Annotated in this window: 27 protein-coding genes; 23 read left to right on the plus strand and 4 right to left on the minus strand. The window is 62.1% G+C overall.

Annotation, left to right across the window (positions count from 1 at the left end):
* Nucleotides 1–153 precede the first annotated feature (153 nt).
* From leuC to ACP7B7_RS01710, 16 genes are all read left to right on the plus strand, one after another.
* A complete protein-coding gene (gene leuC, locus ACP7B7_RS01635; RefSeq protein WP_308925142.1) occupies nt 154–1,557 on the plus strand; it encodes a 3-isopropylmalate dehydratase large subunit in 1,404 nt (467 codons plus the stop codon).
* A 67-nt stretch (nt 1,558–1,624) separates the two neighbouring features.
* Nucleotides 1,625–1,747 carry an entericidin A/B family lipoprotein gene (locus ACP7B7_RS01640; protein ID WP_308925143.1) on the plus strand — a complete coding sequence of 41 codons (123 nt, stop codon included), beginning with the start codon at nt 1,625–1,627 and terminating at the stop codon, nt 1,745–1,747.
* Nucleotides 1,748–1,800: 53 nt separating this feature from the next.
* Nucleotides 1,801–2,448: a 3-isopropylmalate dehydratase small subunit gene (leuD, locus tag ACP7B7_RS01645; protein ID WP_426075548.1), complete on the plus strand. Its 648-nt coding sequence runs from the start codon at nt 1,801–1,803 to the stop codon at nt 2,446–2,448.
* Nucleotides 2,449–2,460: 12 nt separating this feature from the next.
* Nucleotides 2,461–3,531, plus strand: a complete 1,071-nt coding sequence (leuB, locus tag ACP7B7_RS01650; RefSeq protein WP_308925145.1) for a 3-isopropylmalate dehydrogenase — start codon at nt 2,461–2,463, stop codon at nt 3,529–3,531.
* Nucleotides 3,532–3,578: 47 nt separating this feature from the next.
* On the plus strand, nt 3,579–4,703 hold the full coding sequence (asd, locus tag ACP7B7_RS01655) for an aspartate-semialdehyde dehydrogenase (protein WP_308925146.1): 1,125 nt from the start codon (nt 3,579–3,581) through the stop codon (nt 4,701–4,703).
* A 384-nt stretch (nt 4,704–5,087) separates the two neighbouring features.
* Nucleotides 5,088–7,550: a FimV/HubP family polar landmark protein gene (locus ACP7B7_RS01660; protein ID WP_374694266.1), complete on the plus strand. Its 2,463-nt coding sequence runs from the start codon at nt 5,088–5,090 to the stop codon at nt 7,548–7,550.
* Between the two features lie 103 nt (nt 7,551–7,653).
* On the plus strand, nt 7,654–8,484 hold the full coding sequence (gene truA / locus ACP7B7_RS01665; protein ID WP_426075549.1) for a tRNA pseudouridine(38-40) synthase TruA: 831 nt from the start codon (nt 7,654–7,656) through the stop codon (nt 8,482–8,484).
* Nucleotides 8,485–8,499: 15 nt separating this feature from the next.
* Nucleotides 8,500–9,180: a phosphoribosylanthranilate isomerase gene (locus ACP7B7_RS01670; RefSeq protein WP_308925149.1), complete on the plus strand. Its 681-nt coding sequence runs from the start codon at nt 8,500–8,502 to the stop codon at nt 9,178–9,180.
* A complete protein-coding gene (trpB, locus tag ACP7B7_RS01675) occupies nt 9,177–10,421 on the plus strand; it encodes a tryptophan synthase subunit beta (protein ID WP_308925150.1) in 1,245 nt (414 codons plus the stop codon). Before ACP7B7_RS01670 ends, trpB begins: the two co-directional genes overlap by 4 nt.
* Before the next feature lie 87 nt (nt 10,422–10,508).
* A complete protein-coding gene (gene trpA / locus ACP7B7_RS01680) occupies nt 10,509–11,306 on the plus strand; it encodes a tryptophan synthase subunit alpha (RefSeq protein WP_308925151.1) in 798 nt (265 codons plus the stop codon).
* A gap of 211 nt (nt 11,307–11,517) precedes the next feature.
* Nucleotides 11,518–12,390, plus strand: a complete 873-nt coding sequence (accD, locus tag ACP7B7_RS01685) for an acetyl-CoA carboxylase, carboxyltransferase subunit beta (RefSeq protein WP_065310462.1) — start codon at nt 11,518–11,520, stop codon at nt 12,388–12,390.
* A 96-nt stretch (nt 12,391–12,486) separates the two neighbouring features.
* The gene (gene folC, locus ACP7B7_RS01690; protein WP_308925152.1) at nt 12,487–13,785 is read left to right on the plus strand and encodes a bifunctional tetrahydrofolate synthase/dihydrofolate synthase; all 1,299 of its coding nucleotides are present in this window, start codon (nt 12,487–12,489) and stop codon (nt 13,783–13,785) included.
* Nucleotides 13,786–13,809: 24 nt separating this feature from the next.
* Complete coding sequence (locus ACP7B7_RS01695; protein ID WP_308925153.1) at nt 13,810–14,796, plus strand: SPOR domain-containing protein; 987 nt, start codon at nt 13,810–13,812, stop codon at nt 14,794–14,796.
* Nucleotides 14,797–14,823: 27 nt separating this feature from the next.
* On the plus strand, nt 14,824–15,312 hold the full coding sequence (locus ACP7B7_RS01700; protein ID WP_308925154.1) for a CvpA family protein: 489 nt from the start codon (nt 14,824–14,826) through the stop codon (nt 15,310–15,312).
* Nucleotides 15,313–15,349: 37 nt separating this feature from the next.
* Nucleotides 15,350–16,873, plus strand: coding sequence for an amidophosphoribosyltransferase (gene purF / locus ACP7B7_RS01705; protein ID WP_308925155.1), 1,524 nt, complete (start codon nt 15,350–15,352; stop codon nt 16,871–16,873).
* A gap of 43 nt (nt 16,874–16,916) precedes the next feature.
* Nucleotides 16,917–18,158, plus strand: a complete 1,242-nt coding sequence (locus ACP7B7_RS01710; RefSeq protein ID WP_426075550.1) for a cystathionine gamma-synthase family protein — start codon at nt 16,917–16,919, stop codon at nt 18,156–18,158.
* Nucleotides 18,159–18,223: 65 nt separating this feature from the next.
* On the opposite strand, the gene lexA is transcribed toward ACP7B7_RS01710, so the two are convergent.
* Entirely contained in the window at nt 18,224–18,862 is a 639-nt protein-coding gene (gene lexA, locus ACP7B7_RS01715; RefSeq protein WP_308925710.1) for a transcriptional repressor LexA, read from the minus strand.
* 276 nt (nt 18,863–19,138) lie between these two features.
* Between lexA and rpsF the strand changes: the two genes are divergently transcribed.
* The 7 genes from rpsF (at nt 19,139) to ACP7B7_RS01750 (ending at nt 23,942) form a co-directional block, all read left to right on the plus strand.
* Complete coding sequence (gene rpsF / locus ACP7B7_RS01720; RefSeq protein WP_034750499.1) at nt 19,139–19,528, plus strand: 30S ribosomal protein S6; 390 nt, start codon at nt 19,139–19,141, stop codon at nt 19,526–19,528.
* A gap of 17 nt (nt 19,529–19,545) precedes the next feature.
* Nucleotides 19,546–19,845, plus strand: a complete 300-nt coding sequence (gene priB, locus ACP7B7_RS01725; RefSeq protein ID WP_308925711.1) for a primosomal replication protein N — start codon at nt 19,546–19,548, stop codon at nt 19,843–19,845.
* A 26-nt stretch (nt 19,846–19,871) separates the two neighbouring features.
* The gene (rpsR, locus tag ACP7B7_RS01730) at nt 19,872–20,162 is read left to right on the plus strand and encodes a 30S ribosomal protein S18 (RefSeq protein WP_010400024.1); all 291 of its coding nucleotides are present in this window, start codon (nt 19,872–19,874) and stop codon (nt 20,160–20,162) included.
* Nucleotides 20,163–20,189: 27 nt separating this feature from the next.
* Nucleotides 20,190–20,645 carry a 50S ribosomal protein L9 gene (rplI, locus tag ACP7B7_RS01735; protein WP_308925157.1) on the plus strand — a complete coding sequence of 152 codons (456 nt, stop codon included), beginning with the start codon at nt 20,190–20,192 and terminating at the stop codon, nt 20,643–20,645.
* A gap of 137 nt (nt 20,646–20,782) precedes the next feature.
* Complete coding sequence (locus ACP7B7_RS01740; RefSeq protein WP_308925158.1) at nt 20,783–22,168, plus strand: replicative DNA helicase; 1,386 nt, start codon at nt 20,783–20,785, stop codon at nt 22,166–22,168.
* Nucleotides 22,169–22,260: 92 nt separating this feature from the next.
* Entirely contained in the window at nt 22,261–22,887 is a 627-nt protein-coding gene (locus ACP7B7_RS01745) for a DUF47 domain-containing protein (RefSeq protein WP_065310472.1), read from the plus strand.
* 44 nt (nt 22,888–22,931) lie between these two features.
* Entirely contained in the window at nt 22,932–23,942 is a 1,011-nt protein-coding gene (locus ACP7B7_RS01750) for an inorganic phosphate transporter (RefSeq protein WP_308925159.1), read from the plus strand.
* A gap of 47 nt (nt 23,943–23,989) precedes the next feature.
* Here ACP7B7_RS01750 and ACP7B7_RS01755 read toward each other — a convergent pair whose 3' ends face one another.
* From ACP7B7_RS01755 to ACP7B7_RS01765, 3 genes are all read right to left on the minus strand, one after another.
* Nucleotides 23,990–24,235, minus strand: a complete 246-nt coding sequence (locus ACP7B7_RS01755) for a hypothetical protein (protein ID WP_308925160.1) — start codon at nt 24,233–24,235, stop codon at nt 23,990–23,992.
* Nucleotides 24,236–24,287: 52 nt separating this feature from the next.
* Nucleotides 24,288–24,458 (minus strand): hypothetical protein, encoded by a 171-nt coding sequence (locus ACP7B7_RS01760; protein ID WP_165829518.1) that lies wholly within the window; start codon nt 24,456–24,458, stop codon nt 24,288–24,290.
* 81 nt (nt 24,459–24,539) lie between these two features.
* Nucleotides 24,540–25,424 (minus strand): MBL fold metallo-hydrolase, encoded by an 885-nt coding sequence (locus ACP7B7_RS01765; RefSeq protein WP_426075551.1) that lies wholly within the window; start codon nt 25,422–25,424, stop codon nt 24,540–24,542.
* Nucleotides 25,425–25,530 lie beyond the last annotated feature (106 nt).

The raw sequence follows: 25,530 nt of genomic DNA on the forward strand, positions 1-25,530 counted from the left end.
CAACACTGCGGCCAAACTTTGTATCGCCAATCCCACGGCTGGGCCGCTTTCGGTTCTGTAATGGGCAAAATATGGCATAATCCTTGTGGATCACCGTATGAATCTGGTATCACTTGATCACTTACTACAGGCTGTGGCATTGCTGCATAATTCATGATGAAGACGCTTTACGACAAACTCTGGGAATCCCACGTGGTGCGGGCCGAAGAAGACGGCACGACCATTCTGTATATCGACCGCCACCTGGTGCACGAAGTGACCAGCCCGCAAGCGTTTGACGGACTACGCGACGCCGGGCGCCAGCCGTGGCGCATTTCCGCCAACCTGGCGGTGGCCGACCATAACGTGCCGACCACCAGCCGCGCCGACGGTATTGCCGATCCGGTCTCGCGCCTGCAGGTCGAAACCTTGGACAAGAACGCCAAGCACTACGGCCTGACGTATTTCAACATGAACGACAAGCGCCAGGGCATCGTGCACGTGATCGGCCCCGAGCAGGGCGCGACCCTGCCCGGCATGACGGTGGTGTGCGGCGACTCGCATACGTCCACCCACGGCGCCTTCGGTGCGCTGGCGCACGGCATCGGCACCTCGGAAGTCGAGCATGTGCTGGCCACGCAAACCTTGCTGCAGAAGAAATCGAAATCGATGCTGGTGCAGGTCGACGGCGTGATGCCGGCCGGCGTGACGGCCAAGGACATCGTGCTGGCCATTATCGGCAAGATCGGCACGGCCGGCGGCACCGGCTACTGTATCGAGTTTGGCGGCGCGGCCATCCGCGCGCTGTCGATGGAAGGACGCATGACGGTCTGTAACATGGCGATTGAGGCGGGCGCGCGCGCCGGCATCATCGGCGTCGACGACACCACCATCAACTACGTCAAGGGTCGCCCGTTTTCGCCGGCCGGCCCGCACTGGGACCGCGCCGTGGCCTACTGGCGCACCCTGCATTCGGACCCGGGCGCGCGTTTCGACCTGGTCGTCACCTTGAACGCTGCCGAGATCGAGCCGCAGGTCACCTGGGGCACCTCGCCTGAAATGGTGGTGGGCATCGACGGCCGCGTGCCTGATCCCGACCACGAGAAAGACAGCGTCAAGCGCGACGCCATCGAAAAAGCGCTGGTCTACATGGCCCTCAAACCAAACACGCCGATCTCGGATATCCGCATCGACAAGGTCTTTATCGGCTCGTGCACCAACTCGCGCATCGAAGACTTGCGGGCCGCCGCCGCCGTGGTGCGCGGCAAGTACCGCGCCTCGAACGTGAGGCTGGCGCTGGTGGTGCCGGGCTCGGGCCTGGTGAAGGACCAGGCCGAACGCGAAGGCCTGGACCGCATCTTCAAGGACGCCGGTTTCGAATGGCGCGAACCGGGCTGCTCGATGTGCCTGGCGATGAACGCAGACCGCCTGGAGCCGGGCGAGCGCTGCGCCTCGACCTCGAACCGCAACTTCGAAGGCCGGCAAGGGCAGGGCGGGCGTACCCACCTGGTGTCGCCGGCGATGGCGGCCGCGGCGGGGATTGCCGGGCATTTTGTCGATGTGCGTGGCTTGCGATGAATGACGGGGCTGGTGCCGCTGGCGTACACTGGCAGTTCCAACCCCTACCCTGACCAACGAGCATACAATGAAAAAACTCTTCGCCCTCCTGATCGCCACCGCCCTGCTTGCCGGCTGCAATACCGTGTCGGGTTTCGGCCGCGATGTGCAGAAAGTCGGCCAGGTCGTCACTGGTGCCGGCGGAAAATAACCCTGTGACGGTGCGGTGCCTGCGCGCCGGCCGTCCTACCGAGTACACACAGCATGGATAAATTTACGATTTACGAAGGCCTGGTCGCTCCGCTGGACCGCGCCAATGTCGATACCGACGCGATTATCCCGAAGCAATTCCTGAAGTCGATCCACCGCAGCGGCTTCGGTCCCAACCTGTTCGATGAATGGCGCTACCTGGACCACGGCGAACCGGGCCAGGACAACAGCCGCCGTCCGCTGAACCCGGAGTTCGTGCTGAACGAGCCGCGCTACCAGGGCGCGTCGATTTTGCTGACGCGCAAGAACTTCGGCTGCGGCTCCTCGCGCGAACACGCGCCGTGGGCGCTCGATCAATATGGCTTCCGCGCCATTATCGCGCCCTCGTTTGCCGATATCTTCTTCAATAACTGCTACAAGAACGGCCTGCTGCCGATCGTGTTGTCGGAGTCCCAGGTCGATCATCTGTTCAATGAAGTCAAGGCTTTCCCCGGCTACAAGCTGGTGGTGGACCTGGAGCAGCAGCGCGTGGCGACCAGCAGCGGCTCGGTGTCGTACCCGTTCCAGATCGACGCCTTCCGCAAGTACTGCCTGATGAACGGCCTCGACGATATCGGCCTGACCCTGCGCCACGCCGACGATATCCGCGCCTTCGAAGAACGCCATTTATCGAACCAGCCCTGGCTTGCCAACGTTATTTAATTCTATAAAAACATGAAAATTGCTATCCTGCCCGGCGACGGTATCGGTCCTGAAATCGTCGCCCAGGCCGTCAAGGTCCTGAATGTCCTCGGTGAATCGTTTGAGCTGGAAACGGCGCCCGTCGGCGGCGCCGGCTATGCCGCCCACGGTCACCCCTTGCCCGAAGGTACCCTGGCCCTGGCCAAGGCGGCCGATGCGGTGTTGTTCGGCGCCGTCGGCGACTACCAGTACGACAACCTGGAGCGTCAGTTCCGCCCCGAGCAAGCCATCCTGGGCCTGCGCAAGAACCTGGGCCTGTTCGCCAACCTGCGTCCGGCCATCCTGTACCCGGAACTGGCGGGCGCCTCGACCCTGAAGCCGGAAGTGGTGTCGGGCCTCGATATCCTGATCATCCGCGAACTGACCGGCGACATTTATTTCGGCCAGCCGCGCGGCGTGCGCGAGTGCCCGGACGGTCCGTTCAAGGGCCAGCGCGAAGGGTTCGATACCATGCGCTATGCGGAAGGCGAAATCCGCCGCATCGCCCACGTCGCCTTCCAGGCCGCGCAAAAGCGCGACAAGCGCCTGACCAGCGTCGACAAGGCGAACGTGCTGGAAACCTTCCAGTTCTGGAAAGACATCGTCACCGACGTGCACAAGGAATACCCGGATGTCGCGCTCGACCATATGTATGTCGACAATGCCGCCATGCAACTGGTGCGGGCGCCGAAGAAATTCGACGTGATGGTCACCGGTAACATGTTCGGCGACATCCTGTCGGACGCGGCCGCCATGCTGACCGGTTCGATCGGCATGCTGCCGTCGGCTTCGCTGGACGCCAACAACAAGGGCTTGTACGAGCCATCGCACGGCTCGGCGCCGGATATTGCCGGCAAGGGCATCGCCAATCCGCTGGCGACGATTTTGTCGGCGGCGATGATGCTGCGCTACTCTTTAAACCGCGCCGAGCAGGCCGACCGGATTGAGGCCGCCGTGAAAAGCGTGCTGGCGCAGGGTTTGCGCACGGCCGATATTTACGAAGCGGGTACCACCAAAGTGGGCACCGAGGCGATGGGCGATGCGGTTGTGAAAGCGTTGGCGTAATATATATTTCAATGACGGCGTTGGCCGTCTCTTCTCGAGGAATGGTAATGAAATTAGTAGGCTTGGTAGGTTGGCGCGGTATGGTCGGTTCGGTCCTGATGCAACGCATGCAGGAAGAGGGCGATTTCGCCCATATCGAACCGGTGTTTTTCACCACCTCGAACACGGGCGGCGCGGCGCCGGCGATGGCGAAGAATGAAACCATCCTGAAGGATGCCAACAGCATCGCCGAACTGTCCAAGTGCGACATCATTATTTCCTGCCAGGGCGGCGACTACACCAGTGCCGTCTTCCCGCAGTTGCGCGCAGCCGGCTGGGACGGTTACTGGATCGATGCGGCCTCGACCTTGCGCATGGAAAAAGACGCCGTCATCGTGCTCGACCCGGTCAACCTGCACGTCATCAAGGACGCGCTGGGCAAGGGCGTGAAAAACTATATCGGCGGCAACTGCACCGTGTCCTGCATGATGATGGGCCTGGGCGGCCTGTTCCAGCACGACCTGATCGACTGGATGACCTCGATGACCTACCAGGCGGCTTCGGGCGGCGGCGCGCAGCACATGCGCGAACTGCTGACGCAGTTCGGCACCATCAACAGTTCCGTCAAGGCGCTGCTGGAAAATCCGGCCTCGGCCATCCTGGAAATCGACCGCCAGGTGCTGGCCACCCAGCACGGCTATTCGGCTGACGAGATCAAGCAGTTCGGCGCGCCGCTGGCCGGCAATTTGATCCCGTGGATCGACAAGGACCTGGGCAACGGCCAGTCGAAGGAAGAATGGAAGGCCGGCGCGGAAACCAACAAGATCCTCGGCCGCGGCATCGACTTCGGCAGCAAGGAAATCCCGGTCGACGGGCTGTGCGTGCGCATCGGCGCCATGCGCTGCCACTCGCAGGCACTGACCATCAAGCTGAAAAAAGACGTGCCGCTCGACGAGATCAACGACATTATCGCCAGTAACAATGAGTGGGTAAAATTCGTGCCGAACACGCGCGAAGCATCGGTGCGCGACCTGTCGCCGGCGGCCGTCACCGGCAGCCTGACGATTCCCGTCGGCCGCGTGCGCAAGATGAGCATGGGCGGCGAATACCTGTCCGCCTTCACCGTCGGCGACCAGCTGCTGTGGGGTGCGGCCGAGCCGCTGCGCCGCATGCTGCGCATCTTGCTCGACTGATCCCGCCTCGCTGACAGACTGCCCTTGCCAGCACGCCGGCGCCGCCCACCAGGGCCGCGCCGGCGTTTTTCGTGTGCCGCAGCGCCATCCGATCCATTTCCTGGGTGCCGTCCAGCTGCTCGACTACCTGTATGTGTCCGCGTCGTCGTCACCAGACGCCGTCTTCCCGCTGCCGCCGCGTAGCGACTGACGGGCAAGGAAGCCGCGTTACATAGGAGGAAAGCTTGCACAGCTGGATACATGATGATATGTTGGTACATCTGGAAAAGTAACTGTTTTCCCATGCCAACCAAGATGCCACCAATTATGCCTGTACATACTCGTCCCCGAGTCGCCTCCCTTGCCATCAAAACACTCAGCAGCGCGGTCGCCTGCGCGGTGTTATTGTCACCGGCGGCATACGCGGCCGAGCTGGGCAAGATTACGGTACTGTCCGCCGTGGGCCAGCCCCTGCGCGCGGAAGTCGAACTGACCGCCGTCAAGCCGGGTGAAACGTCGGCCTTGCTGGCCAAGCTGGCGCCGCCCGATGCCTATCGCCGGGCCGTGGTCGACTTCAATCCCGCCCTGAGCGGCCTGACGTTCGCCATCGAGACGCGTACCGGCACCCCCTATATTCGCATCAGCTCGGCGCAGCCGCTGACCGAACCGCTGGTCAACCTGATGGTCGAACTGAGCAGCAAGGGCAGTGTGCAGACCCGCGAATACGCTTTCGTGCTCGATACCCCGGAAGCGCGCCAGACGCGTGGCGCGCAAGTGGCCGCGCCGGTGCAGCCAGGCAAGGGGCAAGGTAGCGGTGCGGCGCCCGCCACGCCGGCAGCGCCCGCCGCCGAGGCCAGGTCCGACTATCGCATCAAGCGCGGCGATACCCTGAGCCGTATCGCCAGTGAACTGAAACCGTCGGGCGTCTCGCTCGACATGATGCTGGTGGCCCTGTACCGCGCCAATCCGGACGCCTTCCAGGGCGAGAACATGAACCGCATGCAGGCCGGACGCATCCTGGCCGTGCCGTCCAGCGACACCGTGCGCGCCACGGATGCCGCCGAGGCGAAGGGCGTGGTCACGGCGCATGCCATCGATTTCGAAGCCTACCGCAACAAGCTGGCGGGGCAGGTGGCGCAAAGCCGTCCCGCGCGCGCGGCCCAGGCCACGCAAAGCACGGGCGGCAAGATCGGTGCTACCAAGGTCGAAGAAAAACCGACGGCGGTGAGCGAAGCCCAAGACAAGCTGAAACTGTCGAAAGCCGAGCCGGCAGCCAAGGCGGCCGGCAAGAGCACCGTGGCCAGCGAGGAAGAAAAGATCGCTAAGGCCAGACAGGTGGACGAAGCGGCCTCGCGCGTCAAAGAGCTGGAAAAGAACGTCAGCGACCTGGAACAGCTGATGGCCGTGAAGAACAAGGCCATGGCCGACAAGAGTGCGCCGTCGCCGGCCAAGCCTGACGAGGTCGCCGCCAACGCGCCGGCAACACAGCCGGTTGCGCCACAGCCGCCGGTGCCCAAGGCCAAACCGGTGCCGCTGGTCAAGAAGCCGTCACCGCTGGAACCGACCTTCGCCGACAAGATCAACGACCACCTGGGCGCCATCGGCATCGCCCTGGCCGCCCTGTTTGCGGCGGTGGCCGCGCTGGTGATCGCGCGCCGCAAGAAAGACACGCCGCCGGCGCACGACTACATTGCGCCGGTGCTGCCGCCCGATGAACCATCGCTTGCCGGGACCGGTTCCGGGACCGATGCCGACAAGCCGCACGACCTGGCGCCGGAAGACCAGCAGTCCGAAGCGAGCAATCATCTGTTCGGCGCTGGCGTCGCCGCCGCCGGCGTGGCGGCGGTGGCCAGCACCGCGCTGGCCTCGAATGAAGTCGATCCGGTGGCCGAAGCCGATGTGTATATCGCCTATGGCCGCGATGGCCAGGCGGAAGATATCCTCAAGGAAGCCTTGCGCGCCAACCCCGACCGCCATGCGGCGCGCCTGAAGCTGCTGGAAATCTATTCGGCACGCAAGGACGTGGCCGCCTTCGAAGACCAGGCCAGCGAACTGTACAGCCAGACCCGCGGCCACGGCGACGAATGGCCGCAAGCGGCCGCCATGGGCGCCGCGCTCGATCCGACCAATCCGCTGTACGGTGACGCCGACGTCGATGCGGTGGTGAGCCTGAGCAAGCCGCCCGAAGAGCCGCTGCACGGTCAGAGCGTGGACTTGCCGCTCAATCACAGCGCCTTCGATATCGACCTGCCGCCGGCCGAGCCCGCGCCAGCCACGCCAACCGCACCGGTGCCGGCGCGCGACGAGCGCCATCCGCTCGACTTCGATCTTGACAGCCTCGACTTTGAACCGGTATCGACCAGCGACCCGATCACCATGCCTGCGCCTGCCCATGCACCGGTCGGCAAGCTGGACGGCAAGGACCCGGCCCAGTACGACGCCAGCATGGATTTCGGCCTGGACCTGGAGCCGCCTGGCGGTCCCGCCAATGGCCTGGGCCCTGGCTTGACGCCGCTGCCCGATCCCCTGAAAAACGTCGACCTGGCCGATTTCGACCTGGAGCCGCCAGTCACGCCCGTGACGCCGCCCGCAGCGGCCGTGCCAGCCGAGACGCCGCCGGCGCCGCAGGAATTCGACCTGACCGGCATCGACCTGGACCTGAACGAGGGCAAGACGGCGGCCAGTGCCGGCGTGGACGACCCGCTGTCGGCCATCCACATGGAAATGGATACCAAGCTGGACCTGGCGATCGCCTACCAGGAGATCGGCGACAAGGAAGGCGCACGCGAGCTGATCGATGAAGTGATCAAGGGCGGCAGCGCGGAGCAGGTCGCCAAGGCCAACACGATGAAGGCATTACTGAGTTAATCACCTGATACGACGCTCATGGCTGCGTTGCTTGTCCTCGCCGTACTATTCGTACCGTCTTCGGGCGCTTAGGCGGAATGGTCAGGCCCGGTATAATGCGGCGATGCAAAATACTAACGAAGCAACGCCATTGAAGCGCATCGTCCTGGGCCTGCAGTATGACGGGCTGGCCTGGCATGGCTACCAGAAGCAGGAAAGCGGCCTGACGGTGCAGGACCAGCTGGAAAACGCGCTGGAGAAATTTGCCCGCGTGCGCCTGGCCACCACCTGCGCCGGCCGCACCGATACCGGCGTGCATGCGCTGGAACAGGTCGTGCATTTCGATACCACCCTGACGCGCGACATCCATTCCTGGGTGCGTGGCGTCAACGCCTTCTTGCCGGCCTCGATTGCCGTGCGCTGGGCCAAGGAATTGCCGGGCGACCCGACCGTCAATGATTTCTTTCACGCCCGCTTCAGCGCCCGCGCCCGCACCTATCATTATGTGTTGTACAACAATCCGACCCGTTCGCCGCTGGTCCAGGGCCGCGCCGGCTTCTTTTTTCGCCCGCTCGACGTCGAACTGATGCGGCAGGCAGTGCAGCCCTTGCTCGGCTGGCACGACTTCACGGCATTTCGCGCCGCCCAGTGCCAGGCCAAGTCGCCCGTCAAGCTGATGCATGACATCCATATCGAACGCCGTGGCGACATGGTCATCTTTACCATCACCGCCAATGCTTTCCTGCACCATATGGTGCGCAACCTGGTCGGCTCGCTGGTGTATATCGGCAGCGGCCGTGAAAAACCCGAGTGGCTGGCGTATCTGCTGGAAAGCAAGGACCGCCATGCGGCCGCGCCCACCTTCATGCCGGACGGCCTGTACCTGGCGAAAATCGATTACGACCCGCAATGGGGCTTGCCGCAGGACACCAGCAGCGCCTTGCCCTGGTTTTAACAAGGACATATTTCCATGCCACGCACCCGTATCAAGATCTGCGGCCTGACCCGCGTCGAAGACGTCCAGGCGGTGGTTGCCGCCGGCGCCGACGCGATCGGTTTCGTGTTTTATCCGAAAAGCCCGCGCCATGTGACGCCCGAGCAGGCCGCCAGCCTGATTGCCGCCGTGCCGCCGTATGTGGCCACGGTGGGCCTGTTCGTCAACGCCAGCGTGGCAGAAGTGCAGGCGATCTCGGCGGTGGCGCCCCTGTCGCTGCTGCAGTTTCACGGCGACGAAACGCCAGAGCATAGCGCTGCCCTGGCGCAAGCCGTGCATACGCCGTTCGTGCAGGTGTTCCGCGTCAAGCCTGACACAAGCGTGGAAGATTTGCTAGAATACGAGCAGCGCTATCGCGCCGCCAGTCCCCTGTTTTCCAGCCTCTTGCTCGATACCTATGTGGATGCCTACGGCGGTGCAGGAAAGGTATTTGATTGGTCTCTCGTTCCAGAAGAACTCGCGCCTCGGGTCGTTTTGAGTGGTGGCTTGAGCGTACACAACGCGACTGACGCAGTGGTGCGCGTACGCCCTTACGCGGTTGACATCAGCAGTGGTGTCGAGGCGTCCAAGGGCATCAAGGAAGCGTCCAAAGTCCGCGCGTTTATTGCCGCGGTGCAGGACGCCGATGCCATCATTGCCAGAGGAAATACCCCATGAAGCCATTCAATACCAGCGGCGCCGCCGCATTGTTCCACGCCACCGATTATCCTTTTCCTGACGCACGCGGCCACTTCGGCCCCTACGGCGGCTCGTTCGTGGCCGAAACGCTCACGCACGCGCTGGCCGAGCTGAAGGACGCCTATGCGCGCTACAGCGCCGACCCGGAGTTCCTCGAAGAGTTCCGCTACGAGCTGAAGCATTTCGTCGGCCGCCCGTCGCCGATCTACCACGCCAAGCGCTGGTCCGAGATGGCTGGCGGCGCGCAGATCTATTTCAAGCGCGAAGACCTGAACCATACGGGCGCGCACAAGATCAACAACGTGATCGGCCAGGCCTTGCTGGCCAAGCGCATGGGCAAGCCGCGCATCATCGCCGAAACGGGCGCCGGCCAGCACGGCGTGGCCACCGCCACCATCTGCGCGCGTTTCGGCCTCGAATGCGTGGTCTACATGGGCAGCGAGGACGTTAAGCGCCAGGCGCAGAACGTGTACCGCATGAAGCTGCTGGGCGCCACCGTGGTGCCGGTCGAATCCGGTTCCAAGACCTTGAAAGATGCGCTCAACGAAGCGATGCGCGACTGGGTCACCAACATTGAAAACACCTTTTACATCATCGGCACCGTGGCCGGCCCGCACCCGTATCCGATGATGGTGCGCGACTTCCAGTCCGTGATCGGCGAGGAATGCCTGGTGCAGATGCCGGAAATGACGGGCCGCCAGCCCGACTACGTGCTGGCCTGCATCGGCGGCGGCTCGAACGCCATGGGTATTTTCTATCCGTATGTCGACCAGAAGGATGTGCAGCTGATCGGCGTGGAAGCGGCCGGCGAAGGCCTGGAAATGGGCAAGCACTCGGCCTCGCTGACGGCCGGCTACCCTGGCGTGCTGCATGGCAACCGCACCTATCTGCTGCAGGATGATAATGGCCAGATCATCGAGACGCATTCCGTCTCGGCCGGTCTCGACTATCCGGGCGTGGGTCCCGAGCATTCCTGGCTGAAAGACTCGGGCCGCGCGCAATACGTCTCGATCACCGACGACGAAGCGCTGCAGGCCTTCCACGACTGCTGCCATATCGAAGGCATCATTCCCGCGCTGGAATCGTCGCACGCATTGGCCTATGCGGCCAAGCTGGCGGCAACCTTGCCAAAAGATAAAATTGTACTGGCCAACCTGTCGGGCCGCGGCGACAAGGACATGCATACGGTGGCCGAGCGCATGGGACTCAATTTCAGCTGAACAGTTGAAAAGCCATTCCTGTCGTAGGTCGGATTAGCGCGCAAGCGCGTAATCCGACATCTCTCACCGATTACAAGAAAGCCATCCATGTCCCGTATCGCCGCAACCTTTGCCTCCTTAAAAGCCCACAACAAGACCGCCCTGGTCACCTTTATTACCGCCGGCGACCCCGGTCCCGACGCCACCGTGCCGCTGATGCACGCGCTGGTCGAGGGCGGCGCCGACGTGCTGGAACTGGGCGTGCCGTTTTCCGATCCGATGGCCGAGGGCCCCGTGATCCAGCGCGCCTGCGAGCGCGCCCTGGCATTCAATGTCGGCATCCACGATGTGTTCGAGTATGTGCGCCAGTTCCGCAAGACCAACCAGAGCACGCCGGTGGTGCTGATGGGCTATGCCAACCCGATCGAGCGCATCGGCAGCGCCGCCTTTATCGCCGCCTCGAAGGAAGCGGGTGCCGACGGCGCCATCGTGGTCGACTATCCGCCCGAGGAATGCGAAGAGTTCGCCGCTGCCATGCGTGCCGGCGGCCTGGACCTGATCTTCCTGCTGGCGCCCACCTCCACCGAAGAGCGCATCGCGCAGGTGGCCAAGGTCGGCGGCGGCTTCAGCTATTACGTGTCGCTGAAAGGCGTGACCGGCGCCGGCAATATCGATACGGCGCAAGTGGCCGAACGCCTGGCCGCCATCCGCCAGCACGTGAAACTGCCGATCGGTGTGGGTTTCGGCATCCGTGACGCCGCCACCGCGCGCGCCGTGGCCGAGGTGGCGGACGCCGTGGTGATCGGCAGCCGCATCATCCAGGAGATAGAAAACGCCCCGCAAGGTGGCGAAGCCGAGGCCGTGCGCAGCTTTGTGGCCGGTATCCGCGCCGCGCTGGATGCCTGACAATATTGCCTTCAAAGCAAGGCGTTAATATGGCAAAGTTCGACAGCCCGGCGATAAACGGCTACACTTCGGCCACTGAATTGGCTGATATTGTGCAATAGATAAAACAGGGGCCGCCGCAAGACGCGGCTGCCTCATCATCGTTCGCCGGGGGCGTCCATCGACGCACCGACACGACATTCTTGCCCGACAAGGGTAACAGGAGAAAAATATGAGTTGGTTGGAAAAACTGCTGCCACCGCGCATACAGCGCTCTGATGCTGCCGCGCGCAAGACCATGCCGGAAGGGCTGTGGGTCAAATGCCCGTCGTGCGAAGCCGTGCTGTACCGTACGGACCTGGAATCGAATTTGCACGTCTGCCCGAAATGCGACCATCACATGCGCATCCGCGCGCGTGAACGCCTCGACAGCCTGCTCGACGCTGGCGGCCGCTATGAAATCGGCCAGGAAATCCTGCCGGTCGACACGCTGAAATTCAAGGACAGCAAGAAATACCCGGACCGCCTGAAGTCCGCCATGGAAGCGACCGGCGAGACCGACGCCATGGTCGTCATGGGCGGCGCCATCATGAGCTTGCCGGTGGTGGTGGCGTGCTTTGAATTCGAATTCATGGGCGGTTCGATGGGTTCGGTGGTCGGCGAGCGCTTCGTGCGCGGCGCGCAGATCGCGCTGGAACAGAAAGTGCCGTTCATTTGCATCACCGCCACCGGTGGCGCGCGCATGCAGGAAGGCTTGCTGTCCCTGCTGCAGATGGCCAAGACCACCGCCATGCTGACCAAGCTGGCCGAAAAGAAACTGCCCTTCATCAGCGTGCTGACCGACCCGACCATGGGCGGCGTATCCGCTTCCTTCGCCTTCATGGGCGACGTGGTGATCGCCGAGCCGAAAGCGCTGATCGGCTTTGCCGGCCCGCGCGTGATTGAAAACACCGTGCGCGAAAAGCTGCCGGAAGGTTTCCAGCGCGCCGAGTTCCTCGTCACCAAGGGCGCCGTCGACATGATCGTCGACCGCCGCAAGATGCGCGAAGAAATCGCCCATCTGCTGGCGTTGTTGCAAAACCAGGCTGTGGAAGTCCTCGCTTAAATCCTGCCATGCCGGGTTGCGCCATGCGGCCAGCCCGGTGACCACGTTTTACCGTCTTCGCGCGCGGCGCATCGTTTCCTCTTCAAGAAGTCTCCCATGCAAAACCTCCCCACCACTTTGCCAGACTGGCTCGCCATGCTGGAAGCCCGGCATTCGGAAACCCAGATCAACATGGGCCTGGACCGCGTGCAGGCCGTCAAGGCGCGCCTGCAGCTGGCCTTTGCCTGCCCCGTGATCATGGTGGCCGGCACCAATGGCAAGGGGTCCACCTGCGCCATGCTGGAGTCGGTGCTGTTGCGCGCCGGCTACAAAGTGGGCCTGTATATCAAGCCGCACTTTCTCGACTTTAACGAGCGCGCCCGCGTGCTGGGCGAAATGGCCAGCGACGAGCAGCTCGTCGCCAGTTTCAATGCCGTCGAAGCCGTGCGTGGCGACACGCCGCTGACGTATTTCGAATTCACCACCCTGGCCATCTTGCATTTGCTGTCGCAGGCAAATCTCGATGTGGCCATCCTGGAAGTGGGCCTGGGCGGGCGCCTGGACGCCGTCAATGTGATCGACGCCGACGTGGCGATCGTCACCAGCGTCGATATCGATCATACCGATTACCTGGGCGACACGCGCGAGGCGATCGGCTTTGAAAAGGCCGGCATCTTCCGCGCTGGCAAGGCCGCCATCTGCAGCGACCCGGTGCCGCCGCAATCGCTGATCGACCATGCAACGGCAATCGGTGCCGACCTGTGGCTGATGGGCCGCGACTTTAACTACTCGGGCGACAAGCAGCAGTGGAACTACGGCGGGCGCGAGCAGCGCCGCAACTCGCTGGCGTATCCGAGCCTGCGCGGCGCCAACCAGATCCTGAACGCCACCGCCGTGCTGGCCGCGCTGGAAGTGCTGAAACTGAAACTGCCGGTGGGCGCGCAGGAAGTGCGCACCGGCCTGGTCACGGTGGAACTGCCGGGCCGTTTCCAGGTGTTGCCGGGCCGCCCCAGCGTGATCCTCGACGTGGCGCACAATCCCCATGCGGCCTCGGCGCTGAACCAGAACCTGGGCAATATGAGTTTTCACCCGTATACCTATGCCGTGTTCGGTTCCATGCAGGACAAGGATATCGACGGCGTGCTGGCCGCCATGAGCGAGCACGTCGATCACTGGTGCCTGGCGGGCCTGCCGTCGCCGCGCGCGGCCACTGCGTCCGAGCTGGCGGCCAAGGTGCAGATCATGCTGGAAGACAAGCCGGACAGCGGCGATCATACAGTGTCTGTTTTCGATGACCCGGCACAAGCTTTTGCAAATGCAATGAGCCGGGCCGGTGAGAATGATAGAATTGTGGTCTTTGGTTCTTTCCTCACCGTTGCCGGCGTGATGAAGGCCAGGAAATCCTCACTTCACTGAAACGCACTCGACTGAAAATGACGCATGGGCTTGTTCTCGAAACTGTTTAAAAACAAGCAAGAATCCTCTGGCGAAGACAGCGGCTTTTATGTTCCTGGCGAAGCACAGTCGCCGACCCGCAAGCGTGCCGCCAATACCGCCGGTGGCGGTGGCCGCCGTGCTGGCCGCGATGCGCCCGATCCCGCCTTGCCGGAAAAGAAACGTGCGCGCCGCCGCCTGATCGGCGCCATCGCGCTGGCGCTGGGTGTGGCCGTCGGCCTGCCGATGCTGCTCGATTCCGAACCAAAGGCGCCCGTCAACGATATCGCCATCGAGATTCCGTCGAAGGACAAAGTGGCCGCCGCACCGGTCCCGGTACCGGCGCCCGTGCAGGCGGTGCCCGCCCAGGGCGCGGCCAGCAATGGCCTGGACCAGTCCGAGGAAATCGTCGACACGCCATTGCCGGCCAGAAGCAAGCCAGTACCGATGCCAACGCCGGTTCCGGCCACCGTGGTGGCCGCCGCCGAGCCGGTCAAGCCGGCCTATGTCGAGCCGAAGCCTGTCAAGGTCGAGCCCAAGCATGAGGCCAAGCCTGAGCCGAAGGTCGAACCGAAGCGGGAAGCCAAGCCTGAACCCAAGCCCGAGCCGAAACATGAAGCCAAGCCGGAGCCGAAGCCCGAGCCGAAGCCGGCCAAGGTGGAAAAATCGAATGACGATGCGGCGCGCGCGATGGCCATCCTGGAAGGCAAGCCCGCCGCCAGGGCGGAGGCCAAGCCTGCGGAGAAGTCGGCCGACGCCGATTCGGGCCGCTTTGTGGTGCAGGTCGCCGCGCTGGCGACGCAGGACAAGGTCGATGAGCTGCAGGCGAAATTGCGCGACGCGGGTATCAATTCCTATACGCAAAAAGTGTCCAGCGCCGGTGGCCAGCGCATCCGCGTGCGCGTGGGGCCGTTCGGCAGCCGCGACGAGGCGGAAAAAACCCGCGCCAAGCTGCAAAAGCTGGGCCTGGGTGGCAGCCTGGTGCCGGCGTGAGCAGTGTAGATCTGGCGGGCTGACGGCGTGACGATCTTCGATTACCTGGTGCTGTTCGTGCTGGCAACTTCGGTGCTGATCAGCATGATGCGCGGCCTGATCAAGGAAATCCTGTCGCTGGTGAGCTGGGTGGTGGCGTTTGTCGCCGCCAATGCCTACGGCGCGACCCTGGCGAAATTCCTGCCGGCCGTGATTCCTGGCGAGGCCGTGCGCCTGCTGCTGGCCTTCGTGATTCTGTTTATCGGCGTACGCATCCTGATGGGCTTGCTGGGCATGACGGTCGATGCGCTGGTCAAGGTGACCGGGCTGAGCCTGGCCGACCGCATGCTGGGCAGCCTGTTCGGCGCGGCGCGGGGGCTTGTAATTGTGCTGACCACCGTCATCTTGTGCGGCATGACCTCGATTCCGCAACAGCCGTTCTGGAAGAACGCCTTGCTCAGTCCATACGCCGAACAGGGCGCGCGCACCATCAAGCCTTATCTGCCTGCCGCCTACGCGCAGCATGTGAAATTTTGATCTTTTTAAATCAGTAGCACAGTTACAGGAGCACACCATGTGTGGCATCGTCGGCGTCGTTTCCCATCAACCTGTCAATCAATTGCTCTATGACGCATTGTTGCTCTTGCAACATCGCGGTCAGGACGCGGCAGGGATTGCGACCAATCACAGCAGTATGTTTTCCATGCACAAGGCCAATGGCCTGGTGCGCGACGTCTTCCGTACGCGTAACATGCGTTCGCTGCAAGGCAATTCCGGCATCGGCCACTGCCGCTATCCTACCGCTGGCTCGTCGAGCGAAGAAGAAGCGCAACCGTTCTATGTCAATGCGCCGTTCGGCATTACCCTCGCGCACAATGGCAACCTGACCAACTGGGAACAGCTCAAGCAGGAGATGTTCAAGAACGACCGCCGCCACATCAATACCGATTCCGACTCGGAAGTGCTGCTGAACGTGCTGGCCCATGAAATCCACCAGGCCACCACCGGCCTGGTGCTCGATCCTGAAGCCATCTTCAAGGCCGTCACCGTGCTGAACCGCCGCGTCAAGGGCGGTTACGCTGCCGTTGCCCAGATCGCCGGCGTGGGCCTGCTGGCCTTCCGCGATCCGCACGGCATCCGTCCGCTGTGCCTGGGCATCAATGAAAGCGAGCAGGGCACCGAATACCTGATCGCCTCCGAGTCGGTGGCGCTGGAAGGCATGGGCTTCCGCTTCGTGCGCGATATTGCGCCGGGCGAAGCCGTCTTTATCGATGCCGACAAGCAGCTGCACAGCCAGCAATGCGCCGACAACGCCAGCCTGAACCCTTGCGTGTTCGAATTCGTCTACCTGGCCCGTCCCGACTCCGTCATCGACGGCGCCTCGGTCTACGCCACGCGCCTGAAAATGGGCGAATACCTGGCCGAAAAGATCCGCCGCGAACTGCCCGAAGGCGGCATCGACGTGGTCATGCCGATTCCCGATTCCTCGCGTCCGGCCGCCATCCAGCTGGCCCTGGCGCTGAATATCGAGTACCGCGAAGGCTTTATCAAGAACCGCTATATCGGCCGTACCTTCATCATGCCGGGCCAGGCGGCGCGCAAGAAGTCCGTGCGCCAGAAGCTCAACGCCATCCCGTCCGAATTCAAGGACAAAGTGGTGCTGCTGGTCGACGACTCCATCGTGCGCGGCACCACCAGCCGCGAAATCGTGCAGATGGCGCGCGAAGCGGGCGCCAAAAAGGTGATCTTCGCCTCGGCCGCGCCACCGGTGATCTACCCGAACGTGTACGGCATCGACATGCCGACGCGCGACGAGCTGATCGCCTACGGCCGCACCACCGAAGAGGTGTGCCGCGAAATCACGGCCGACTACCTGGTCTACCAGGATATCGACGACCTGAAGCAGGCGATTGCCGACGTCAATCCGGCCCTGACCAGCTTTGAAGCGTCGTGCTTCGACGGCGTCTACGTGACGGGCGATGTATCGCAGGACTACCTGGACCGTCTGGAATATGCGCGCCATAATCCGAAGGCGGCCGCACCCGAAGACACGCCGCGTTCCCAGCTGAACCTGAACCTGGCGACCACGGAAGCATAAGTAACCTGCCCGGCCTGCGCCGGGCTTTTTTTTCTCTGCGATCATGAACGACAAAAAAAACTACGGCTTTACCACCACCATCCTGCATAGCGACCGCCGCAAGGGCATCGAACACGGCTCGCTGCACAAGCCCGTGCATACCTCGGTCGCGTTCGGCTACAGCGACGCGCGCCAGCTGGCCTCCGTGTTCCAGGGCAAGGAACCGGGCTTCCGCTATGGCCGCCAGGGCAACCCGACCGTCTCCGCGCTGGAAGACAAGGTCAACCAGATGGAAGACGGCGTCGCCACCTTGTGCTTTGCCACCGGCATGGGCGCCATCGGCGCCGTGGTGCAGTCGCTGCTGCGGGCGGGCGACCATGTGGTGTCGTCGGCCTTTTTGTTCGGCAATACCAACAGCCTGTGGCAGACCGTCACGGGGCAGGGCATCGCCGTATCATTCGTCGATGCCACCGATGTCGCCAACGTGGCGGCCGCCATCACGCCGCAAACGCGCATCGTGTTCGTCGAAACCATCGCCAATCCGCGCACCCAGATCGCCGACCTGGCAAAGATCGGTGAGCTGTGCCGCGAAAAAGGCATCCTGTATATCGTCGACAACACCATGACCACGCCCTACCTGTTCCGCCCGAAAGCGGTCGGCGCCGGCCTGGTGATCAATGCGCTGACCAAGTCGATCGGCGGCCACGGCAATGCGCTGGGCGGCAGCCTGACCGATACGGGCGTGTTCGACTGGACGCAGTACCCGAATATTTTCGAGAACTATAAAAAGGCGGCGCCGAAACAGTGGGGCATTGCGCAGATCCGCGCCAAGGCCCTGCGCGACTTCGGCGCCTCGCTGGGGCCGGAAGCGGCCCACCATATCGCCGTCGGCGCCGAAACCATGGCCCTGCGCATGGACCGCACCTGCTCGAACGCCTTGGCGCTGGCCACCATGCTGCAGGCCGATCCGCGCGTGGCGGCCGTGCACTATCCGGGCTTGCCGGGCCACCCGCAGCACGCGCTCGCCACCGAGCTGTTCCGCAGCTACGGCTCGCTGTTCAGCTTTGAGCTGAAAGACGGCATCGACTGCTTCGATTTCCTCAACCGCTTGAGGCTGGCGATTCCTGCCAGTAACCTGGGCGACACGCGCACCCTGGTGATACCGGTGGCGCACACGATCTTCTACGAGATGGGTGCCGAGCGCCGCGCCAGCATGGGTATTGCCGAGTCGTTGATCCGCGTCTCGGTCGGTATCGAAGACGAAGCCGATCTGCTCGATGATTTCAAGAGCGCGCTGGACGCTTAACTGCTACGGCAAGTAAAAAGGGCCGCGACAGCAATGCTGTCGCGGCCCTTTTTGCGTGAAATCGATTAATGCCAGCTGCGCATCAGCCCGACTGCGAGACCTTCCAGCGCAAATTCGTCTTCCGGCGACACGGTAATCACCTTGAAGTCGGGGTTTTCCGGCAGCAGTTCGATCAGGGTGCCGGTCTTCCTGTAGCGCTTGACGGTGACTTCATCGCCGATGCGGGCCACGACGATCTGGCCGTTCTTGGCGCTGTCGATCTTTTTCACGGCCAGCAGGTCGCCGTCCATGATGCCGGCGTCGCGCATCGACCAGCCGCGCACTTTCAGCAGGAAGTCGGGCTTGCTGGAAAACAGGGCCGGGTCGACGTTGTAGCTCGCTTCCAGGTTTTCCTGCGCCAGGATCGGCGAGCCGGCGGCAACGCGGCCGATCAGCGGCAGCGACATCAGCAGCGCGGCCGGCACTTTCGGCAGCGCCGGCTCGGTGACGGACGCGCCGATCAGGCGGATGCCGCGCGAGGTGCCCGGCGAAATCTCGATCGCGCCCTTGCGGGCCAGGGCCTGCAAATGCTCTTCGGCCGCATTGGCCGATTTGAAACCCAATTCATTGGCGATTTCGGCGCGGGTCGGAGGAAAACCCGTGTTTTCAATCGCGTCCTTGATCAGGTTCAGGATTTGTTCTTGTCGTGCTGTCAGCTTGATCATGGATGGTGGGTGCATAGTGAAATGCTGTCTATATGAACAGTCTGTATTTTTGTACAGTATCGCCGACTATGCAAGCGACTTTCGGCATTTTCGGCTGATTTCGATGCAAAAAATCACCTGGCGCGCAAAAAGGGCAGGCCGGCCGCCGCTCCAGGCGCCGTCGAAGAAGCAATGGTTGATCGGATTGCAAAAGGCGGTTATAATCTTCGGCTGACCTTCCCACACCCGTCTTGACGCCGGGGTGGGCGATTATCAATCCGACCTGAAGGAGTTTGCATGCGTCATTATGAAATAGTCTTTATCGTCCATCCGGACCAGAGCGAGCAAGTGCCCGCGATGATCGAACGCTACAAAGCCAGCGTAACCACCCGCGGCGGTTCGGTTCACCGCGTGGAAGATTGGGGCCGCCGTCAAATGGCTTACTCGATCCAGAAGCTGCCTAAAGCACACTACATCTGCCTGAACATCGAATGCGACAACGAGACCCTGGTCGAGTTGGAAACTGCATTCAAATTCAATGATGCCGTGTTGCGTCACCTGACCGTTAAAATGAAGAAAGCTGAAACAGCTCCTTCGCCGATGATGAAATCGGTACAACGCGAAGATGCGGCGAAAAGCCACCGCACCGAAGCACCAGCAGCCGCTCCAGCCGCAGCAGCAGCCTAATTGAGCAGGATCGTGCGCTGAACCAGTTACAAGTTACCGCCATCATTGCCGAGCGCGAAATATTGCGCTATACCCCGGCAGGGTTGCCGATCGTGAATGCAGTATTGCAGCACAGTTCGCAGCAGATGGAAGCCGGTATTGCCCGTTTGACCGAGTTTGATGTTGCCGCGCTTGCCGCTGGCGAAATTTCAGGCCGGTTCAGCCAGGCAAGCTTGGGCGGGGTGTATCAGTTCACGGGTTTCCTGGCCAGAAAAAGCCGCAACAGCAAGAGTTTGGTGTTTCACATCATTGATTTTAGTGCAGTCATTTCTGACTAGCGCATTTATAGATACAGGAGCCTCACATGGCATTCGGTAAAAAGTTCGACAAAAATAAGCTCAAGCTTAAAGAAAAACGCAAACAGCAAAACCCACTGTTCAAACGCAAGAAGTTCTGCCGCTTCACCGCAGCACACGTTGAACAAGTTGACTACAAAGACGTTGACACGCTGAAAGACTTCGTCCAAGAAAACGGCAAGATCATGCCAGCACGCCTGACCGGTACCAAAGCGCACTACCAGCGCCAAGTTGACACCGCAATCAAGCGCGCTCGCTTCCTCGCGCTGCTGCCATACACCGATCTGCACCACGCTTAATCGGTCAGATATTCCTGGAGAAGAACTATGCAAATCATTCTGTTAGAAAAAGTTGTTAACGTCGGTAACCTCGGCGAAGTCGTCAAAGTCAAAGACGGTTACGCACGTAACTTCCTGATTCCACAACGCCTGGCCCGTCGTGCTACCGCTACCGCGATCGCCGAATTCGAAGTCAAGCGCGCCGAACTGGAAAAAGCTGCTGCCGCCAAACTGGCCGCATCGCAAGCCCAGGGCGAAAAACTGAGCGGCCTGACCGTTCAAGTCGCTCAAAAAGCTGGCGTCGATGGCCGTCTGTTCGGTTCCGTCACCAACTTCGACATCGCTGAAGCGCTGACCAAGCAAGGTTTTGCTGTTGAAAAAGCACAAATCCGCATGCCTACCGGCCCGCTGAAAGTTGTTGGCGAGCACAACGTTTCGGTTGCTCTGCACACCGACGTGGTGGTGGAAGTGGTCATTGCCGTCGTACCAGACGCAAACGCGTAAATCGTTTGCAGGCCTTGGCCTGCAGGCATTGCCGCAATAGAAAAAGCCGGGTTCGCCCGGCTTTTTTGTCGCCTTTTTTTCGCTGATTTTCAGCCCTTTATTTTTGCCCGGACGCCGAAGCGGGTATAATTCGCGCCATGAACGCCCCCTCAGATCCACAACTGGATTCCCTCCGCATACCGCCGCATTCGATCGAAGCAGAACAGTCCGTCATTGGCGGCCTGCTGCGCGACAATGCCGCGTATGACCGCATTGCCGATTTCATGCATGCGGATGATTTCTATCGCTATGACCATCGCATCATCTTCGAGCAAATCGTCAAGATGGTGAACGCCTCCAAACCGGCCGATGTCATTACTGTTTTTGAAACCCTGACCCAGCTCGGCAAGGCCGAGGATGTGGGCGGACTCGCTTACCTGAACGCGATGGCGCAGAACACGCCGTCGGCCGCCAATATCCGCCGCTACGCCGAGATCGTGCGCGACCGCGGCGTGCTGCGCAAACTCATCACCGTGGCCGACGATATCTCGGGCACCGCCTTCAGCCCGCAAGGCAAGGAAGTCAAGCAGATGCTTGACGAAGCCGAATCGAAGATCTTCGCGATCGCCGAAGAAGGCGCGCGCGGCGCCCAGGGCTGGACCGCGATCCAGCCCTTGCTGACGCAGGTGGTCGAGCGCATCGACGAGCTCTACAGCCGCGACAATCAAAGTGAAATCACCGGCGTGCCGACCGGTTTCATCGACCTCGACCGCATGACGTCCGGCCTGCAGCCGGGCGACCTGGTGATCGTGGCCGGCCGTCCGTCGATGGGCAAGACCGCGTTTTCCGTCAATATCGGCGAGAACGTGGCGATCGACAGCGGCTTGCCGGTGGCCGTGTTCTCGATGGAGATGGGCGGCGCCCAGCTGGCCATGCGTATGCTCGGTTCGGTCGGACAGCTGGACCAGCACCGCCTGCGCACCGGCCGCCTGAACGACGAAGACTGGCCGCGCCTGACCAACGCGATCCAGAAGATGAACGACGCCCAGTTGTACATCGATGAAACCCCGGCGCTCAACTCGATCGAGCTGCGCGCCCGCTCGCGCCGTCTGTCGCGCCAGTGCGGCAAGCTGGGCCTGATCATCGTCGACTACTTGCAGCTGATGTCGGCCAATAGTCCCGGCGACAACCGCGCCACCGAGATTTCCGAAATTTCACGGGGCCTGAAAGGGCTGGCGAAAGAACTCGGCTGCCCGGTGATCGCGCTGTCGCAGCTGAACCGCTCGCTGGAACAACGCCCGAACAAGCGTCCGGTGATGTCGGACTTGCGCGAATCGGGCGCGATCGAGCAGGATGCCGACGTGATCCTGTTCATTTACCGCGACGAGGTCTACAACCCAGATTCGCCCGACAAGGGCACGGCCGAAATCATTATCGGCAAACAGCGTAACGGGCCGATCGGCAGCATCCGCCTCACTTTCATGGGGCAGTACACCAAATTTGGCAATTACAGTGGTGGCCTGGCGCTTTACCAAGGCGACTAATCCATCAGCACTGGCATTCCATCGGCCGCCCCCACTCACCGGGGCGGCTTTCTGTAGTAAATAACACGACTCAATGCTTAACGGAGAATGACATGTTTGGACGCTTGATGCCCACTGAGGGCAAGTTTTTTGAATTGTTTAACCAGCACGCGGAACTATGCGTCAAGGGCGCCAAAGAGATGCTTGGCCTGATGACCAATTTCGACGACCTGGAAAACCGCGTGCATGCCATCGAGAGCATCGAGAAACAGGCCGACAAGGTGACCTACGCCACGGTCGAAATGCTGCACAAGACCTTCATCACGCCGATCGACCGCGACGACATCCACCAGCTGATCACGCGCCAGGACGACATCCTGGACCTGCTGGAAGACGCGGCGCAAACCGTTTCCCTGTATGACCTGAAAGCCGTCACGCCGGAAGCCAAGCGCCTGGCCGAACTGGTGCTGGCCTGTACCGAAAAAGTGCGCGACGCCGTCGCCCTGCTGCACAATATGGACAACTCGCGCAAGATCGTCGCCATCTGCGAAGAGATCGACCGCCTGGAGTCGGACGCCGACCACGTGATGCGCGCCGCCATGTCCAAGCTGTTCCGCGACGAGCCGGACGTGCGCAACCTGATCAAGATGAAGGCGATCTACGAGCTTCTGGAAACCGTGACCGACCGTTGCGAAGATGTGTCCAATATTATCGAAGGCATCATCGTCGAAAACGCGTAAGCGTTTGGGCCTGTCCTGAACCAGAATCAGAAAAGAACATACCAATGACCATACAAATCAGCATCTACGTGCTAGGCCTGTTGATCGTCCTCGCACTGCTGTTTGACTTCATGAACGGCTTCCACGATGCCGCCAACGCGATCGCCACGGTGGTCTCGACGGGTGTATTGAAACCGCAGACCGCGGTTGCCATGGCCGCCACCTTCAACTTTGTCGCCATTTTCGTGTTTCACCAGCTGACCGTGGCCGCCACGGTGGGCAAGGGCACCATCGACCCGGCGGTGATCGACCAGTACGTGATCTTCGGCGCGCTGATGGGCGCCATCTTCTGGAACCTGTTTACGTGGTATTACGGGATTCCGTCGTCGTCCTCGCACGCCCTGATCGGCGGCTTGGTCGGCGCCGCCGTCGCCAAGTCCGGCACCGGCGCGCTGGTCGCGGCCGGCCTGTGGAAAACCGTCGCCTTTATCGTCATCGCCCCGGTGCTGGGCTTTGTGTTCGGCTCGATCATGATGCTGATCGTCTCGTGGATTTTCGTGCGCTCGACGCCGCGCAAGGTCGACAAATGGTTCCGCCGCCTGCAACTGGTTTCGGCCGCCGCCTACAGCCTGGGCCACGGCGGCAATGACGCGCAAAAAACCATCGGCATCATCTGGATGCTGCTGATCGCCGCAGGTTACTCCAGCGCGGCCGACGCCATGCCGCCGATGTGGGTCATCATCTCGTGCTACACGGCGATCAGCTTCGGCACCCTGTTCGGTGGCTGGCGCATCGTCAAGACCATGGGCCAGAAGATCACCAAGCTGAAACCGGTGGGCGGCTTCTGCGCCGAAACCGGTGGCGCCATCACCCTGTTCGTCTCGACCGCGCTGGGCATCCCGGTGTCGACCACGCACACCATCACCGGCGCCATCGTCGGCGTCGGTTCGTCGCAAAAAATGTCGGCCGTGCGCTGGGGCGTGGCGGGCAATATCGTCTGGGCCTGGATCTTCACGATTCCGGCATCGGCCTTTGTTGCCGCAGTGGCCTGGTGGATCGGCCACCACATCATGTGATGAAGTACCTTCACGATTGAAAAGGGAGCCGTCCAGGCTCCCTTTTTTTATTGGCCGATCTGCGCCTGTTTGCCTCGCCGGCGCGCATACCCCATGCACAGCAGCACCAACAGCACCAGGAACACGATGGGGGCGGCGCCCATCACGGCAAATACGGCGCCGTAGCCGCAAGCGCCTTCGGAATGGCCGCCAAACCAGGAACACGGCATCAGTTCGAGCGCCATAAAGGCGAGCAGGGCGGTCGCCAGCGCAGAGAGCAGGGCCAGGCCGGCAATGGTCAGCAGGTTTTTCATGGGGGAGCGCCAAATGAAACAGGCGCCGCGGCGCCTGTCTGGTGATCAAGACTTATTGGCCGCGTGGGCCCTTGTCGCCACCCTGGTGCGGTTTCAGGCCGTCATTCTGGCGGATCGCCCCCTTGTCCTGCTCGGCCTGCTGGCGGCTTTTGTTCGCTTCATGCTGGGCTTGCTGATCTTCGCGCTGCTGCTGTTCGCGCGCTTTTTCGCTTTGCTGGGTCATGACGGTCTCCTTGAATAAACAGGCATTCATCATGGCCCACTGGCGCCGGCCTGACCGTTCGTTACCCAACATACACAGAGCTTACGCCAGCGCCACCGTCATGCCTTCCGCCGCCAGGAAGACCTGCAGCGGTCCCAGCCGCCCCGCAAAGCGCGCCATCACGTCGGCAAACACGGCTTCCAGCTGGTCGTCGCTGCGGCCCGGTTCATGGTGGGTGCAGTACAGCCGTTTGGCGCCGCAGCGCAGGGCCAGCTCGAACGCGCCGTCGAAGGTGCCGTGGCCCCAGCCGCGTTTGTTCGCGTATTCCTCGCGCGTGTACGAGCAGTCCATGATCAAGGCGTCGACGCCGGCAATCGCCTTGTCGATGGCGCCCTGGCGCTGGGCGATGACGGCTTCGCAGGCGGCGTGCTCGGGCGTGCCGCTGGCGTGTGGATTGGCAAACGGTTCATGGTCGCCGCTGAAAAACAGCGAGGCGCCGCCGGACTCGATGCGGTAGCCCAGGTTGATCACCGGGTGGTTCATTTCGGCGTTCGTCACCACCGCGTCGGCCACTGCCACGCGCTCGCCGACGGCCAGGGTGCGGTAGTCGATCTCGGCCGCCATGGCCGCTTCGCTGACGGGAAAATAATTGTTCTGCAGCTGGGTGGCCATCACGTGCTCGATACCATTGCCGGCCGCATCCGCCGCGCCATACAGGCGCACGCGGCTGCCGCGGATGAATAGCGGCGCGAACATCGGCAGGCCATGGATATGGTCCCAGTGGCTGTGGGTGATCAGGATGTGCGCCGTCGCCGGTCCTGGCGGCAGTGCGCCGGCCAGGGCGAAGAGGCCGCTGCCGCCATCGAGTACCAGCAGGGCATCGCCGGCCGTGCGTACTTCGATGCAGGTCGTGTTGCCGCCGTAGCGCACCGTGTGCGGGCCGGGCGAGGGGATCGAACCGCGCACGCCCCTGAAGGTGAATTTCATCGCTGCCTTGTTATACTGTAACGATTGTTGATTCTATTCTAATTGTCGTACACGAAACGGCATTTTTTAATAGTTGTTGTGTTTCGGAAATCTATTTTCAGTTGTT

Source organism: Janthinobacterium sp. PSPC3-1, from assembly GCF_049896105.1.
Lineage (GTDB): Bacteria > Pseudomonadota > Gammaproteobacteria > Burkholderiales > Burkholderiaceae_D > Janthinobacterium.